16 protein-coding genes and 4 pseudogenes are annotated in these 14,827 nt (G+C 38.6%); 3 read left to right on the forward strand and 17 right to left on the reverse strand.

What is annotated here, in order from left to right:
• Nucleotides 1-231: 231 nt before the first annotated feature.
• Nucleotides 232-987, reverse strand: a complete 756-nt coding sequence (locus GUA98_RS06550) for a MerR family transcriptional regulator (protein WP_193722463.1) — start codon at nucleotides 985-987, stop codon at nucleotides 232-234.
• A 90-nt stretch (nucleotides 988-1,077) separates the two neighbouring features.
• On the opposite strand from GUA98_RS06550, the gene GUA98_RS06555 reads away from it, so the two are divergent.
• On the forward strand, nucleotides 1,078-1,776 hold the full coding sequence (locus GUA98_RS06555) for a CPBP family intramembrane glutamic endopeptidase (RefSeq protein ID WP_193722464.1): 699 nt from the start codon (nucleotides 1,078-1,080) through the stop codon (nucleotides 1,774-1,776).
• 1 nt (nucleotide 1,777) lies between these two features.
• Here GUA98_RS06555 and GUA98_RS06560 read toward each other — a convergent pair whose 3' ends face one another.
• Both GUA98_RS06560 and GUA98_RS29945 read right to left on the reverse strand, forming a co-directional pair.
• Nucleotides 1,778-1,960 (reverse strand): hypothetical protein, encoded by a 183-nt coding sequence (locus GUA98_RS06560; RefSeq protein WP_193722465.1) that lies wholly within the window; start codon nucleotides 1,958-1,960, stop codon nucleotides 1,778-1,780.
• Between the two features lie 317 nt (nucleotides 1,961-2,277).
• Nucleotides 2,278-2,412, reverse strand: coding sequence for a hypothetical protein (locus GUA98_RS29945; protein ID WP_265333575.1), 135 nt, complete (start codon nucleotides 2,410-2,412; stop codon nucleotides 2,278-2,280).
• 155 nt (nucleotides 2,413-2,567) lie between these two features.
• Between GUA98_RS29945 and GUA98_RS06570 the strand changes: the two genes are divergently transcribed.
• Nucleotides 2,568-2,819, forward strand: a complete 252-nt coding sequence (locus GUA98_RS06570; RefSeq protein ID WP_193722466.1) for a hypothetical protein — start codon at nucleotides 2,568-2,570, stop codon at nucleotides 2,817-2,819.
• 93 nt (nucleotides 2,820-2,912) lie between these two features.
• Here GUA98_RS06570 and GUA98_RS06575 read toward each other — a convergent pair.
• From GUA98_RS06575 to GUA98_RS06585, 3 genes and pseudogenes are all read right to left on the reverse strand, one after another.
• Nucleotides 2,913-3,167: pseudogene (locus tag GUA98_RS06575) on the reverse strand (IS30 family transposase); the annotation flags it as partial.
• A gap of 84 nt (nucleotides 3,168-3,251) precedes the next feature.
• Nucleotides 3,252-4,274, reverse strand: coding sequence for a phosphotransferase enzyme family protein (locus GUA98_RS06580; RefSeq protein ID WP_193722467.1), 1,023 nt, complete (start codon nucleotides 4,272-4,274; stop codon nucleotides 3,252-3,254).
• Between the two features lie 125 nt (nucleotides 4,275-4,399).
• Nucleotides 4,400-5,356, reverse strand: a pseudogene (locus GUA98_RS06585) (IS30 family transposase).
• A gap of 286 nt (nucleotides 5,357-5,642) precedes the next feature.
• Here GUA98_RS06585 and GUA98_RS29410 point away from each other — a divergent pair.
• Nucleotides 5,643-6,065 (forward strand): annotated as a pseudogene (locus tag GUA98_RS29410) (hypothetical protein).
• Between the two features lie 82 nt (nucleotides 6,066-6,147).
• On the opposite strand, the gene GUA98_RS06590 reads toward GUA98_RS29410, so the two are convergent.
• From GUA98_RS06590 to GUA98_RS29420, 11 genes and pseudogenes are all read right to left on the reverse strand, one after another.
• On the reverse strand, nucleotides 6,148-6,372 hold the full coding sequence (locus GUA98_RS06590) for a hypothetical protein (RefSeq protein WP_193722468.1): 225 nt from the start codon (nucleotides 6,370-6,372) through the stop codon (nucleotides 6,148-6,150).
• A gap of 23 nt (nucleotides 6,373-6,395) precedes the next feature.
• Nucleotides 6,396-6,764, reverse strand: a complete 369-nt coding sequence (locus tag GUA98_RS06595) for a hypothetical protein (protein WP_193722469.1) — start codon at nucleotides 6,762-6,764, stop codon at nucleotides 6,396-6,398.
• Nucleotides 6,765-7,050: 286 nt separating this feature from the next.
• A pseudogene (locus tag GUA98_RS29415) lies at nucleotides 7,051-7,161 on the reverse strand (LysR family transcriptional regulator); the annotation flags it as partial.
• Between the two features lie 347 nt (nucleotides 7,162-7,508).
• A complete protein-coding gene (locus GUA98_RS06600; RefSeq protein WP_321573856.1) occupies nucleotides 7,509-8,249 on the reverse strand; it encodes an NAD(P)H-binding protein in 741 nt (246 codons plus the stop codon).
• Nucleotides 8,250-8,552: 303 nt separating this feature from the next.
• Nucleotides 8,553-9,161 carry an NADPH-dependent F420 reductase gene (locus GUA98_RS06605; protein ID WP_193722470.1) on the reverse strand — a complete coding sequence of 203 codons (609 nt, stop codon included), beginning with the start codon at nucleotides 9,159-9,161 and terminating at the stop codon, nucleotides 8,553-8,555.
• A 295-nt stretch (nucleotides 9,162-9,456) separates the two neighbouring features.
• Entirely contained in the window at nucleotides 9,457-9,843 is a 387-nt protein-coding gene (locus GUA98_RS06610; protein ID WP_227779453.1) for an antibiotic biosynthesis monooxygenase, read from the reverse strand.
• Nucleotides 9,844-9,965: 122 nt separating this feature from the next.
• Nucleotides 9,966-10,313 (reverse strand): winged helix-turn-helix transcriptional regulator, encoded by a 348-nt coding sequence (locus GUA98_RS06615; protein WP_193722471.1) that lies wholly within the window; start codon nucleotides 10,311-10,313, stop codon nucleotides 9,966-9,968.
• A 679-nt stretch (nucleotides 10,314-10,992) separates the two neighbouring features.
• Nucleotides 10,993-11,352 (reverse strand): Imm8 family immunity protein, encoded by a 360-nt coding sequence (locus GUA98_RS06620; protein WP_193722472.1) that lies wholly within the window; start codon nucleotides 11,350-11,352, stop codon nucleotides 10,993-10,995.
• Between the two features lie 262 nt (nucleotides 11,353-11,614).
• On the reverse strand, nucleotides 11,615-12,316 hold the full coding sequence (locus GUA98_RS06625) for a formylglycine-generating enzyme family protein (RefSeq protein WP_227779521.1): 702 nt from the start codon (nucleotides 12,314-12,316) through the stop codon (nucleotides 11,615-11,617).
• 78 nt (nucleotides 12,317-12,394) lie between these two features.
• A complete protein-coding gene (locus GUA98_RS06630; RefSeq protein ID WP_193722474.1) occupies nucleotides 12,395-14,008 on the reverse strand; it encodes a xylulokinase in 1,614 nt (537 codons plus the stop codon).
• Nucleotides 14,009-14,429: 421 nt separating this feature from the next.
• On the reverse strand, nucleotides 14,430-14,741 hold the full coding sequence (locus GUA98_RS29420) for a hypothetical protein (protein ID WP_227779454.1): 312 nt from the start codon (nucleotides 14,739-14,741) through the stop codon (nucleotides 14,430-14,432).
• Nucleotides 14,742-14,827 lie beyond the last annotated feature (86 nt).

Raw genomic sequence — 14,827 nt, forward strand, 5'->3', positions numbered from 1 at the left:
AGAATAAGAGCCGTCTCTTTAAATATATGGAGGTAAACTATATAAAAATTGCAGCAGTTAGTTGGAAGTTTAAGAAAAGTTTCTTTTAATCTTAAAATCGAAGAATTTATTCAAAAGAAGCACAGGCATGCCTTTTTTCGAAAAGCAAGATATGGTTTTCTTGAAAATACCAAAACAATCATAAAAGTGTACGCCCAATCCGCTAAACCTACTATTAATTCAGTCTAGTAGTCATGTATCGTTCCTCCTATCCAAATAGAATTGGGTCGCTTCATCAATAAAATGTAAAACCTCCTCTTTGACTGGATATAGATTTAAATCTCGGGATTTTTCTGGTGATTTTCGTATTTCGAAAAACTTGTCGCCTAGTTCTTCATTCCCATCAAACAATTCTTTGGATAATTCTAGGGCTTCCTCTGCAATAATTTGCGCTTCTATGGAATCAGGAGTATCTCCACGTTTTAAACATAATTCTACTCTTCTATTTATGTTAATCCAATGTCTAACTTTGGGGTTATCCGTTACCATATTAGGTAGTTTCTCCCTCAAAATTACCTGTTCCTGTTGGTCAAAGTATTCATTCCACTTCATATCTGTATCAATCTTTTTCTGTTCCGCTAGTATTAGTGGAATCAATTGCTTCCAATTTAAATTTCCTTCCATATGAATAATATTTAAGATGGTATTTGTAGATTTTATAGAGTTATTAAGTTCTTCCCTTTTCTGTTGTAGTGACTTTTTATGCGCATGTAGTAATTGTTCAATGGTAATTTTCGAAAGGATTTTTCCAATATCACTAAGCGATAAGTTCAGCATTTTTAAAATAGTTATTTTTTGTAGTGTTAATAAATCTTCATCTTCGTAAAACCTCTTTCCATAATTATCCTTTTGGCTTGGTGTCATTAATCCAATTTGATCATAATATCTTAATGTTCGAACAGATATATTCAACTTTTTTGCAACTTCTCCAGTAGAGTAAAATTTCATAAAAATCCCCCCCAAAAAAAATACTTGCAGATTACGTAACGTCATCTTTTACTATTAATATAGCAAAAAAGAAAGAGGAAGTGATTATTAATGGATAAAATCTTTTTCAAACGAAGTCCGTGGTCATGGAAAGAGTTAACATTACTATTAGTATTGGTGTTAGTGCTTGTTCCTTTTTTTATTGAATATTTACTGATGCTAGCCCTAACCGGTGCCTTTCAAAATGATTTGTATTCAGGAACACTAATTGGATTTATAATGTCTATCATTTTTACACTAGGGGTATACTTTATCGCAATTAAGCCGAAAAAGTTATCTTGGAAGGAAGTAGGTTTACAGCGATTCTCCAAATCCTATTGGGGACCGACAATTGGATGGACGATCGTTCTAATCATCAGCACAATTCTAATCTCTTTTGTGTTTGAATTACTATTTCAAATGGGAACTAACAACAGTAAAACAGAAAGCTTACAAACAAGATTAACTACTATCAACTTTATCATTGCATTCTTTTCAGCAGCTATTATTTCACCAATCTATGAGGAAATTTTTTATCGAGGATTTCTTTATCGTTGGATTAGAAGTAAGTACGGGCTAATCACAGGAATGTTTGTTACTTCCTTCATCTTTATGATCGTTCACATCCCAACATTCCATACGTTACCATACACTTTTTTAGCTGGATTCATTTTTGCCTGGACCTATGAAAAAACAAACTCTGTTTATCCAGCAATGATTATTCATGCATTATTTAATGGACTTTCAATTATTTTAACAGCAACATTGTAATCTATCTCCAAAGAATAGACTGAAAAAGGCCTCTTATTCCTTTTTCGTAATTTTCTGATTGATTTTTTTTAAAAGATTTTTGCTTTGAGCATAAGCAAGCTGTGTTTATTGCCTTATTGCCTTCTCTATCTTCTCTTTCAGCAATATATGGAATCGTCTTTCTAATCTGTGTAGCTAATTCCATGTATGAACCCACGTCAATGAGAAAATAAACGTAATATTTTTACCTCCTGCATAATTGAATTTATAATTAGCCCTAAGCTTTTATTTAAATATCAACTTGGAAAATACATTGAAATATATTAAAAGGCTTAAGAATGATCATTCATAAGCCTTTTTGAGACAATCTGAGACTAATTTATTCATCGGTCCTTTTATGCACAATAGCTTAGTCCAAAATCTTATTCAACTGACCTGCTCCGTTTCTACCATAAGCAAGATTTCACTTATTACTAAAATACTGCCCTATAGACTATTTAGAAAAGAACTATGTATTAGGATTTAATTGCTTAACTCTTTAAGAAGTATTATTGCATCATAAATATCTTTATGACTAATAAATTTATCAACTTCAACCGAACCATCTTCCAAAAACTCAATTTCCCAGCGTTGCCGAGGAACTGCAACCTCTATCATAATTGCTATCTTTCTAACTAATACAATTTTCCTCTAATTTATTCAGAAAGGATCTAAGATCTTTAATCTGAAGCCTCCCTTTTTTCCTTATTCTTATCCTTTTAACCTACCTGTATCTACTATTAGATTTAATTATTACAGGAATGCTGCCCATTTTGTTACAAAAGAAAAGCCGCCTGTTTTTGGCAGCTGGATCTCATAAAAAGCACGTAACCCTTTTCGATGTTGATGTTTCCTCTCCTACTGGTTCATCAACAACTGCTTTGACAGCTGCTTTTTTTTCCCTATTCTTAGTCGTTGTATCTGTGGTTATTTCTTGTGAATCTGCTTCTACATCTGTATTAGATGTATCTTCTACGTTGGTAAAACCAACCATAAAAATGATCGTTAAAATTAAGAATAAATAGTTCATTTTCTTTTTCTTTTTAGGACTCTCCTATAATTTCATACTGTTCATTCTAAAAACGACGACTTTAATATCTTTTCTTGTTGACAGATTGTCAAACCAAGTGCGACAGTTCCTCTGTGAAAGATTCGTGAGCGGTTCTCCAACCCAAGCATTTTCGTGGTCTGTGGTTTATTAGATCTAGTGAACTGGCAAGATCTTCATCCTCGACTTGAGCGAGATCGGTGCCTTTCGGGAAAAACTCTCGAAGCAATCCATTCGCATTCTCATTGGAACCGCGTTGCCAAGACGAATATGGATCAGCAAAATAAACGTGCAGGTCATGGCTGGTTTCCAGATTGGCATAGCATGTTATGAACAAACACTCTAAACAGCGACCTATTGTAAATCATCACCATAAGATATCATTATTTTAGCCCGGTATCAGTTAGTATTAATCCACATTTACAGGCTCGATCACTTCGAATAAAAATGGATTACCATTTAAATATTCTCTTATGTATGCTTGGGCATACTTTTGTTCATCGATTAAACTGGTTGTTTCTCTTGGATCAGAGGCGTGATGGCAGCAGTTCTCGATCATGAACATGACAAAAAAACATTCCAGATCCCGAATATAGTCGGTTTCCAACTTCCTAATACTCTCATAACCTTGGATAAGCATCCATCGATGCTTTGGCCAAAGCTCCAATATGGTGCCTGCCATATCGTAGAGATAATATCCGTACCCACATCTTCCAAAATCAATCGGATAGGGTTGATTATCCTCAAAAACCATATTACCGGTATGTAAATCAGCATGAATGAGCCCATAGTTATGTTCACTTGGATGCATCGTGGTAAGTTGGGATACAACCTTCTCAGCTGCATCTTGATACAGCTTCCATCCCTCTTCGGATAAAAAACGCTCATAGTAACGTTCCAACTTAGCCATTTCACGTTTAAAACTTTCTACTCCCCAAGTAGGTCTTACAAAATCAGAAGGTGGATTGAAATCCTTTGCTGCTTCATGGAGCCTGCTCATCAATACACCTATATTATATGCTTGACTATCTGTAAATTCACCTACAACTTTTTCACCCTCTATCCATCGCATCATCGTTATATAAGGGCGCCTATATCCTGTCTCTGTTTCGATGTCCAATACATAAATACTATCACAATTTGCCATCCCTTCTGGTACTTTTAGATCTTTCGATTTGTTCAGTGCTTGTAACAGTAGGAGTTCCGAACGAATTTCCTCTCTGCTTAATCGGTCCGAATGAATGCGAAGTAAATAATTGTTATCTGTACTAGTTTCAATTTTATACGTGATCGTATCGCCGGATAGTTGAATAAACTGGATGTTATCCCATTCTACGTCATACTTTCGAATTGCAGATAAAGCGACTTTCCTTGCTCTGATTAATAACGCCCGCCGTTCTTCATCAGTATCAAATCTAAAAAAATTATTCATTTGTTATCCCCCTGCAATTTTTATGAAGTAAATTAACTACTTCTCTTATATGTTATTATAACGATAGTAAAAGCTTGAAAATATGTAATAAACAATTTAATTTAAACTATACTTACGACAGATTATCAAACCAAGTGCGACAGTTCCTCTGTGAAAGATTCGTGAGCGGTTCTCCAACCCAAGCATTTTCGTGGTCTGTGGTTTATTAGATCTAGTGAACTGGCAAGATCTTCATCCTCGACTTGAGCGAGATCGGTGCCTTTCGGGAAAAACTCTCGAAGCAATCCATTCGCATTCTCATTGGAACCGCATTGCCAAGACGAATATGGATCAGCAAAATAAACGTGCAGGTCATGGCTTGTTTCCAGATTGGCATAGCATGCAAACTCCTTTCCTCGGTGAGCCGTGGCTGTGAGGAAAGTGCCTGTGGGATACTGTGAGATGGCTACACCAAGCGCAATTTCCATAGACAGAGCAGTGCGATCAGGCATGAGAATGGCGGTATATAGACGGGTTTTGCGTTCAATGAGCGTGGCTATGCATCCTTTACTTTTCCCACGACTAGATACGACGGTATCCAGTTCCCAGTGCCCAAACGTTTCACGAGAACGAACCTCTTAGGGACGATCCGAAATGGATCTGCCAATGGCAAATTTACCGCGAGTTTCTGCGGGTTTCTGACGCTTTCCTTTGTGCCGAAGAACCTGTAACGTGCCTTGAACCAGTCGACCTGCGTAGATCCAGCGATAGATCGTTTTGAAGGATACTGCTGGCAAGCCTTCGGTACGGAAGCGTTGATTGATCTGTTCCGGAGACCACGTTGCCTTCAGTTTTTCCTCCAGTGAAGCAGCTAAGGTGCTTGACCATTTACCTGAAGAAACAGAGGATTGACGACGCTTCTCATAAGCGTTCTGAGCGTGTTCTGCCTGATAGGGATACGATGAATTAGCACGATCTAGTTCGCGGCAAATCGTGGACGAAAGTCTCCCCAGTTCTTTTGCAATAGCTCTTGAGCTTTTGCCTTGTCTGTGGAGGATTTCTAGCTTGCTGCGTTCGATTATGCTAAGATGTGAATAACTCATGGACTGATTCTCCTTGTGTGAATGCTGGTGTGGTAACTTTCATTCTACACGAATCAGGCTGTGAGCCATTTTTTTATTTCAGTAGGGTGTCGCACTTCATATTACAATCCGTCGTTATATTCGCAAACATAATACATTAGTCTTAAAGCGAACCATAATATCAAACACGTTTACTGTCTTTTAATTGATAGTTGCCCTTTTTTATTTGTTAGCCACTTCATCCATGCAATGTACCTGATATAACATATATTATGCTATATCTACATCGTTTGGAGGTGAGTATCTCATGACAACTTTTTTGGATGCTCGAACATCACAAAACGCAAGTTTAGCTAACTCGATTTCTGTACCCATTCTATTGATTAACACGCCGCAGTTATTCTGACAGATTGGTCTACTGACAGCCGGTGCTGGGACAAACCCACGTGTTCAGTTTAAAGGAACGGTTTCCGTTACACTCCCGTTAGCCCTTGCTGGGATAACGATTCGAGTCGTACGAGGAACCCAGGCTACTGACCCTGCAGTCTATTCTGCCACGGCTACATTTGGGCTAAGCGTCTTAGCGCCACAAGTCATCACTTTTTCGGGTAACGACTTTAATCCACCTATTCTCCCCCAATTGACGTACACTGCATTTATTAGCTCCAACCTATTAGGCACCGTGCGCGTGGGTCCGGAAAACTTCGATGGATTTATTGTATCCGATTAATAAGAAGAATCTTTCTGTTAGTTTAAATAAAAAGCAGCCGATCACAATTGGTCAGCTGCTTTCTTATCGTATTGAGTTAATGTTACCCGTTACGCTGTACCCGTCCAGCACATCCTTCGGATACAAGAACACCGAATCGCCTATCATTTCGGACTTCTTGCCCTTGCGAGTCTACGATACTCGCTTTGAATGAATCGATGGCGAAGCCTGCAGCAGCCGAGATGATGCCACCCGAGTGTTCAACACCGAAGCGGTCAAGCGGATTATGATTCTCGTTTCCGTAAAATCCAACATCGTCTCCTTTCATGCCGTAGGCTGGTTTTTACTCCCTTATTTGTCGGCAAGATTGACGACATTATCATCTAAACGATAAAGGACATAATTACTATTCCATATTTCCGTAGAAATAACAGCTTCGTTATTGTCTTTCTTAAAGAAAAATGAAGCCCCTTCCTGCTGTTCAAACTGCCAACCTTCCCTCTTCATTCGATCTTTTAGAATTTGATTACTATTCATTCTTCGTCCAAGGTACTGCCCATCTTCATCAATCTGAACAATTGATACATCCGTTGAATTTAACTCATACATAAGCTTTATATTGTTAAAACCAACGTTGTTAATGTATGTTGCTCCTAATATGACTAAAAGAATAATTACCCCAATAAAGCTAAATAAAATAATCCTCCATTTTTTCTTCATCCGTTCCCCCTATACAATAAGATTTCCACATATTATTTAAACGGAACTGGGCATCACATAGTTACCAATAAATTCGTCCTTTTAGATGAATAAGAAATGTGAAAACAGTCTTTGATTATACTGCTATTGAGGTTTTAACTACATCGATTCTTATTTAGATATCCATCTAATCGGGAATTAGACTATGTTCTTGTCCATTCCGGCAATCAGGCAAGAACTTTTACGATAAAATAAAAAGGCCGCTAAAATAGCGACTTCAATGGGACCATGTTCTTGTCCCTCGACAACATTCAATGTCATCCCCCCTTATAGGAGGTGAGGACAAGTAAAAATCAACCTCTCCTCTATGAAGAAGCGTAACCATTTCCTGCGTGGTGAGCATTTGCACATGAAATCGCTAACCCATATCTTTATGGATTAGCGGCTAAAAAATTTCTCTCTTCATAAAAACTTCAACAGATTTTTGAAGTATCTTATATTCAATAGTTTGGACCACCGCGTTTAGGGCTTTATTGAAGGTCCGGAGTACTTTGCGGCGATTAGCTGGTAATGCGCTCCTTGTAACTCTGGCCAATACATCGCCTTTGGCGAGCTTGTAGTCAAAAGTCGTGAACTTCACATCAAGAACCTCTTGAGGATCACAGAAGAGATTCTGATGGTACTTTGCCTTTGCGGCCCATAGTATGTCTTCCTTGTAAATAACTCTAAACTTTTCATAGAGTTAAGTTAATATCATGTCAGCTTTCAATTTTCAATTATAGAAAAAGGCGATTTGATTTTAAAGAATTCTTTATACGTCATTGGTTTTCGGCCAATTAGACGTTCAAGATCCCCAGACGTCTCCGAGAATTCTCCAGTGTTGATTCCACGCACCCAACCTAATAAGAAATCAGTCATAAGAACAGGCAAGCCATTCGCTACCATAGTGTCTATATATTCTTTTTCGCTAATTGCCTCATAAGGGATATTTATCTCATTAATCTCCGAGAGGGCTTCAGCGATGTCTGCAAAAGAGCTTCCCTCGCTGCCACTTAAAGTATATGACTTATTTTCGTGCCCGTTTTGAGTAAGAACGGCTACGTTGGCTGCCGCCAAATCGTCCAGAGATACAGCGGCAACTTTACCGGAACCCGCTGGTACTCGTACGCCGACTTTAAGCGCATCTCCGAAATACGAATGCATGACTTCAAGATACGGTGGATTCCGCAGAATGGTATAGGCTAATCCGGATGCTTTAAGCGTTTGTTCAGCAAATAAGTCTGACATCGATACTTCGGGCACAATAAGATTAGAATTTTCTCTTCGTATGATCGACGTGAAAATCACTTGTTTGACACCAGCCTGTTTTGCAGCAGCGATGACATTGAAATGTTGCGTATTGCGGTCGGTAAATGCTTGCGCGGAAATAAGCATAACTTTTTCAACACCATTAAAAGCCCGCAGAAGTGAGTCATAATCAAAATAGTCGCCCTGGTGAGCTTCTATACCTTACTTTTTTAAGAATAAGCTCTAGTGTCCTGCTGCCGAGATTACCTGTTGCTCCAGTAATAAGTATTTTACCCATATGAATAACCCCTTTGTACTTTTATTAGTGCTTTAATCTTATATTAGAAACCAATCACAACTTTCCGAATCGTTCACCAGTTTTATGACCATATGATTGACTGAAAGCCCTTAACGTTAGAGGGTGCATGAATATCGGAGTCGGTGAATGTCCACAATTACGAAACATTTCAACCAATAAGATTTGGTTCACACAGCTGCTGGCACTTGCAGACTAGATTAGCGTTATCGTACACTGTATCGCTCCAACAGATTTAAATTCAATCCAGCAAGAGGACCTCCTATTTGCTGCAGCAGACCGCCCTGGCTCAAGGAGCCAAGATCAATACAGGCAAAACCAATGTTCTCCCAAATTTCTTGCAAGACTTGTTTGGTTTGGATGTCGTCACCGGACATGAATAGGACAGTCTTCGGCTTCTCATCCGTGTAATTCTTAATCCATTCCATCGGAACACTGTTAAAAGCTTTGATTACCCGAGCACCCGGAGCATATTGGGCTACGATTTCACTCGAATTCTTTCCTGATAATTCACCAACTAAAGGTTCCATATTTTCAAAGCGGTTGGTAGCATCAATAAGAACGCGGCCTGTCCAGTCAGGAACCATGGACAAAGCAATAGGCATTTGCGGCCACATTACGCTCAAAATTACAAAGTCCTGCTCAGCTGCTTCTAAAGGTGTTCCAGATTTTGCGCCAGTACCGAGCGAGCTTACCAGATCTAAGAGCGTTTCGGGACCACGGCTATTACTGAGAATAACTTCATGACCGTGAAGCAAGAGATGCTTCGCCAGCGTTTGAGCAACTATCCCAGCACCAATAAAGCCAAATTTCATTAGGCACCTCCATGAAAATATATTTGTTTAACATTTTCATCTTATTCTCCAATGAAGGTAAGTTGGCCATAATGCAACAATATCAGTTACATTTTGGCCGAAAAAAAAGGGTATTAACTTACTGTGCCTTTTTTATCATATCATCCACATCATCTTTTATAGTGAAGCTAGCGAGAACATCTTCCTTTGATTAAGTTTGGCAGTAAATCCATCACGGTGAAATATTCAGAGATTATTTGTCACAAATAGACTGGAAGCTACAGCAAGGATTGCAAGTGATAATCCTTTAAAAAACTTATCGTCTTACATTCGTCAGTGTACTCCCCCATTCACCGACTGGTTCAAGCCAGCTTACGATTCTATCATCAATAAGGTTGGTAAGTGCACCTTCATACTCAGCACGATAAGGTTTATTAAGTTCGTATTGAATCCAACTTTCTCTTGTTCCCTGCCAGATCTCATAGATGACAAGATCATCAGAATGATCAAGATCATCGGAGACGATCGCATTGACAAAGGCAGGTTCACTTTTGAAATTGCTAATCATCGCAAATAGGCTTTCACGGAAAGTTTCTTTCTTACCAGGTTTAATTTTAAAACGGATATTGAGAATTATTTGATTGTTGTTTGTTGACATCACTACACACTCCACTCCTTTTATTAATTCTTTAATTTTCTTCATTGCCACAAGTCTCATTATGTACTATGTATCACTTTTAAAATAGTACATACTTTTTGGTTATATAGTAACCAAAAAGTGATAATTGTGATGAAGTAAAGAATAAATTGATTTTTTAAATTACTCTATTCTACATTTAATCTCCGATAATCATCCTTGTTCCATGTCTTCTCTGCATAATCCTGACCCCAATCACAAAGAGCTCGCAAAGTGGGTTCAAGTGACATGCCCATTTCTGATATTGCATATTCCACTTTTGGTGGTACCTGATTGAACATTTTTCTTATAATCAAATTATTACTCTCCAACTCCCGCAACGACTGTACTAACATTTTATGAGAAATTGATGGTATGAGCCTTTTCAATTCACCGGTCCGTTTAGGACCTTTTATTAAGTAATACAGAATAAGAGGTCTCCACTTTCCGCCAATGACATCTAAGGTTATTTCCAGATCACAATAAAAAGTTTTCAATTGAGAAACACCATCCTTATTTAATTTCCATTATTATAGTACATGTGTTGATTAAATCCACCTCCCTTGCCATATATTCTGTCTGTTTTTATCAATGCTATTACATGGTCTGTTTAAATCAGATATTCTTTAAGACGATTGAACTAACGGGAAATGATTGCTCAAAATGCCTGAGTTGCTTATCCTTTTTCAAAATTCAAATGCGAACAAAAAGTGCTGGACGCGAACCTTAACTAGGAATGGATAAATCCATGCCCGTTGGCTTAATGAAATACGGTAAAATACCGATTAGATATGCGCCTAATCGGTAATAGGAACATGTTCTTGTCCCTCAACAATGACAGGATCAGCACTAAGTACGATATCGGTATATGTTTTCATTCCTCGAGCCAAAAGACACATCCAGCATCCTCTTCACTTCTTTGCTAGAGTGCTTTTACGAGTTTTTATTATCTAATTCAAAAGAGATCACAGTTTTAATTGAAGTACTTCCGATCATTGAAGCTGGTTTCTTTGACCATAAAACTGAATTCAGTGTTTCTGTGACCCATAAGAGACACAACACTTCTACTCAGATCTTCATTTAATCGAAATGCGAAAACTGTCCTATATAATGCTACTTAATGAGGTTTTAATTACATTGCTTCTCATTTAGATACCCATCTAATCGGTAATCGGACTATGTTCTTGTCCATTCCGGTAATCGGTACAAGTTCTTGTCCTTGGCTCGGGACAAGAACTTGTACCGATAAAATAAAAAAGCCGCTAAAATAGCGACTTCAATGGGAATATGTTCTTGTACCTCGACATTTCCTAAAAGTGTTTTTATTCGATACTCTACTTTTGAAATATTGTAAGCACTTCCTATTAAGTAGCCTCGTCCTAGTTCAATCTCATCTGAACTTTCTAGTGCTCTCAATAACCACTTAGGGCTGACAATATAGAATCTAAATACCTCCGATCCTTTACTTCCGACTTCACCTATAAAGGCATCTAAACAAACGTAAAATTCCTCAAGATCAACCCATTCTTCTGACATTACATGTGAACTTTAACTCTGGAACTATCAAACTTCCACCTTCTTTTTTAATTTGATTCTATCATACTGCTTTAAAACTAACCTGCCCGTTAGTTGAATAAAAGCAGCCGACCACTTGAGCGCACCCCAATTGTTAGATGTTGTCTAACAATTGGGGTGCATTTCACACATGGGTCAGTTGCTATCTTCAAAGTGTTAAGATAACTTTTCCCGCTAGCTTAAATTGATTTTTGTCAATATTGAGATAGCTGATCTCGAGTACTTAAAGTTTGGTAAGTGCAATCCTAAAACCAAGATCATCTATCTTGAAATCGGGCATACTTTTTCTTCTGCTCGTAGAACCACAGTTGTTCTCCACTTCTGCCCAACTCCCTCCTCGGAAAACTCTATAGTTCCCATATCGCTCCGTATCATATAGGTCCCAGCACCATTCCCAAACGTTTCCGATCATATCGAAGATCCCCCATGGATTAGGAAGCAGTTGTCCTACTGGATGAACTGCTCCATGGGAGTTCTTTTGATACCATGCAATTTGATCAATTTTCGCATAACGATATCCGGTGGTTCCCGCTTTGCACGCATACTGCCACTCAGCGTCAGTTAATAAACGAAAGCCATTCGCTGTTTTGTTATATCTTGTCTTCTCACTTTCATTCGTGATTGCATAGCATTCAGTCCTACCAAGCACTCTAGACAATTCGTTACAAAAATGGATTGAATCTATCCACGAAACATCCGTCATTGGCAAGTCATTTAGAATTATTTCTTCTTCTTCGTGCATGATTAAATGATACAATTGCTTTGTTATCGGATATTTCATTACATAAAATGGTTCAATCGTTTCAGTCCATGTGACTGAATTCTTAACCCTTCCAGGGTTTGATAACGTGTAATCCGAACTAAACCATTTATCCTTATTAAAATAATCACGTAATTCAATAGTTCCTCCATTAACCGGCACCATCAAATTAATTAACTCTTGTTGAAATCGTTCTCTGTCACTTTTGCACTTTGGAATATTCACCATTCCCACCTGTCCATGTCATACCTTCCAATTTTCTACGAGGTGTTCTACCGCTGCCTGCTCAATGGATAGACCTTCCGTATAACGCTCCATAAACAAGTTAAAACCATTCACATCTGCACTGTCAGGAAAAACCTCTTTTCCTTCTTTACCATTGAACACTTTAATCGTAAGGTAGTCAGCCAAGGCTTCTTGCTGCTCTTTATTAACCATATAAGATGCCAAAATCGCCATCCCCCATGCTCCGCCCTCACCAGCCGTAGGCATGACCGAAACCGGAACATTTAATGCCGCAGCGCACATTTTTTGACCAACTATCTCCGTTTTGAACAATCCACCATGTGCCAAAATACGGTCAATCTTGACCTGTTCCTTCTGCGTCAAAATATCCATCCCCATTCTTAGTGCAGCAAATGCGGTATACAGATGTGTTCTCATAAAGTTAGCCAAATTAAATCGACTTTCCGGAGAACGAACAAAGAGCGGACGTCCCTTTGCAAACCCGGTAATGTTCTCGCCTGAATAGTAGCCGTAGCTCAGCAAACCGCCACCATCAGCATCGGCTTCCAGTGCTTTGTTGAACAAAACATTGAATATCTGGTTCATATCGGCTTTCAGCCCTATCTCTTCATAAAATTCTCGAAACAAGCCGAGCCAGGCATTAATATCGCTGGAGCAGTTGTTGGCAAGAACCATGCCGACAGGGCTTCCATCAGGTGTTGCCACGATGTCAATCTCAGGGTATACCGTAGATAAATCTTCCTCCATTACAAACATAGCAAAAATCGACGTACCTGCAGAAATGTTGCCGGTGCGCTGTTTGACACTATTCGTAGCGACCATTCCGGTCCCGGCATCTCCTTCCGGAGGACATAACGGAATACCAGCCTGGAGGCAGCCTGACGGATCTAAAAGCCGAACGCCATCCTTAGAGAGACAACCAGCATGCTCACCAGCTCCATATACTGTAGGTAAAATATGTTTCAGACTCCACGGGTAGCCTTTATCAGCAATTAATGTAGCAAACTGATCGATCATATCCTTATTATATTGCCGGGTAGATTTATCAATTGGAAACATGCCAGAAGCATCTCCTAAACCAAGAGATTTACTTCCAGTCAATAGCCAATGGACGTAGCCTGACAGAGTCGTAATGTAGTCTATGTTTGCAACATGCTCTTCATCATTTAATATCGCTTGGTACAAATGCGCTATGCTCCAGCGTTGAGGGATTTTAAACTGAAATTTCTCTGTTAGTACTGATGCAGCTGTTTCCGTTGTGGCATTGCGCCATGTACGGAATGGAACCAACAGCTCTCCCTCTCGATTAAGTGCAATATAACCCTGCATCATGGCAGAGAACCCAATTGATCCAATTTTTTGCAACGCTACACTGTATCTATTCTCGACCTCTTGCTTTAATTGGAGATAGGTTTCTTGTAATCCGCTTATCACTTCATTGAGATCGTAGGTCCAATAACCGTCAATCAATTGATTTTCCCATTCATAGCTACCAGAACCGATTATTTCAAAATTACAATCAATTAGTACAGCCTTGATTCGAGTGGAGCCAAACTCAATTCCAAGAGAGGTTTCTCCATTCATTAACGCTTGCTTAATGTTTAAATCCATAAAGGTGCTCCTCCTTCCTCAAAATAAGTTTCTGAACGTACTATTAACAATTTTCGGCATAATCTTAAAGTACCCCTGCTAATCTCTTACCTGATAAAAATCTTTCTGTTGTCTTCATCTTCTACCTAACAACACTCAGCACTCTAAATAACTTGAGTCTTGCTTACCGTAAACTAAACCTAATGAAGTGCATAGGGGTACAGTTATAGTTGATGTTTACTTTTAATTTATATGCGCATCTTATTTTAGATACTAAAACTGCGCTAATCTGCCCGTTAGCTTAATAAATTGAAGGGCAAAATGCCGATTAGATACACGCCTAATCGGCAATAGGAACAAGTTCTTGTCCAATACGGTAATCGGTACAAGTTCTTGTCCTTGGCTTTGGACAAGAACTTGTACCGATAAAATAAAAAAGCCGCTAAATTAGCGACTTCAATGGGTATATGTTCTTGTCCCTCGACACTTCATCGATAATTTCGTGAATATTTTTATAAGAGTTATTTAGTTCAACGAGATCCTGACTAGTAATTGTTCTAGGAAGCACTTCATTAAATCGAGCATTTATATCTCTTATCTTTTGGAACTCCTCGGATTTATCCTCTTTTAAAGGAAATAGCGACACTTGGTAAGCATAAAAATAATCATCGATTTTATTTAAGTTGACGATGTCCTGCTCACCAAACTCTCCATTGCTAATCCCTTGTCCTAACTCATCTTTCAGCTCCTTCATCTTTTGAATATATGAGGTTCTTAAAAATCATCCCAATTCGTTGCTCTTAAATAAAACCTTAAATGATGAAAACCCGACTGATACTG

The organism is Paenibacillus sp. P13VS, assembly GCF_015143645.1.
In the GTDB taxonomy this organism is placed as follows: domain Bacteria; phylum Bacillota; class Bacilli; order Paenibacillales; family Paenibacillaceae; genus Paenibacillus; species Paenibacillus xylanilyticus_A.

What these genes read in the sequence shown, in the direction of transcription:
- GUA98_RS06620 (WP_193722472.1), bottom strand. Translation starts at nt 11,352, where the DNA reads ATGTCAGAAGAATGGGTTGATCTTGAGGAATTTTACGTTTGTTTAGAT.
- GUA98_RS06550 (WP_193722463.1), bottom strand. Translation starts at nt 987, where the DNA reads ATGAAATTTTACTCTACTGGAGAAGTTGCAAAAAAGTTGAATATATCT.
- GUA98_RS06630 (WP_193722474.1), bottom strand. Translation starts at nt 14,008, where the DNA reads ATGGATTTAAACATTAAGCAAGCGTTAATGAATGGAGAAACCTCTCTT.
- GUA98_RS06625 (WP_227779521.1), bottom strand. Translation starts at nt 12,316, where the DNA reads ATGGTGCCGGTTAATGGAGGAACTATTGAATTACGTGATTATTTTAAT.
- GUA98_RS06595 (WP_193722469.1), bottom strand. Translation starts at nt 6,764, where the DNA reads ATGAAGAAAAAATGGAGGATTATTTTATTTAGCTTTATTGGGGTAATT.
- GUA98_RS29420 (WP_227779454.1), bottom strand. Translation starts at nt 14,741, where the DNA reads ATGAAGGAGCTGAAAGATGAGTTAGGACAAGGGATTAGCAATGGAGAG.
- GUA98_RS06605 (WP_193722470.1), bottom strand. Translation starts at nt 9,161, where the DNA reads ATGAAATTTGGCTTTATTGGTGCTGGGATAGTTGCTCAAACGCTGGCG.
- GUA98_RS29945 (WP_265333575.1), bottom strand. Translation starts at nt 2,412, where the DNA reads ATGATAGAGGTTGCAGTTCCTCGGCAACGCTGGGAAATTGAGTTTTTG.
- GUA98_RS06610 (WP_227779453.1), bottom strand. Translation starts at nt 9,843, where the DNA reads ATGAAGAAAATTAAAGAATTAATAAAAGGAGTGGAGTGTGTAGTGATG.
- GUA98_RS06580 (WP_193722467.1), bottom strand. Translation starts at nt 4,274, where the DNA reads ATGAATAATTTTTTTAGATTTGATACTGATGAAGAACGGCGGGCGTTA.
- GUA98_RS06560 (WP_193722465.1), bottom strand. Translation starts at nt 1,960, where the DNA reads ATGGAATTAGCTACACAGATTAGAAAGACGATTCCATATATTGCTGAA.
- GUA98_RS06555 (WP_193722464.1), top strand. Translation starts at nt 1,078, where the DNA reads ATGGATAAAATCTTTTTCAAACGAAGTCCGTGGTCATGGAAAGAGTTA.
- GUA98_RS06590 (WP_193722468.1), bottom strand. Translation starts at nt 6,372, where the DNA reads ATGAAAGGAGACGATGTTGGATTTTACGGAAACGAGAATCATAATCCG.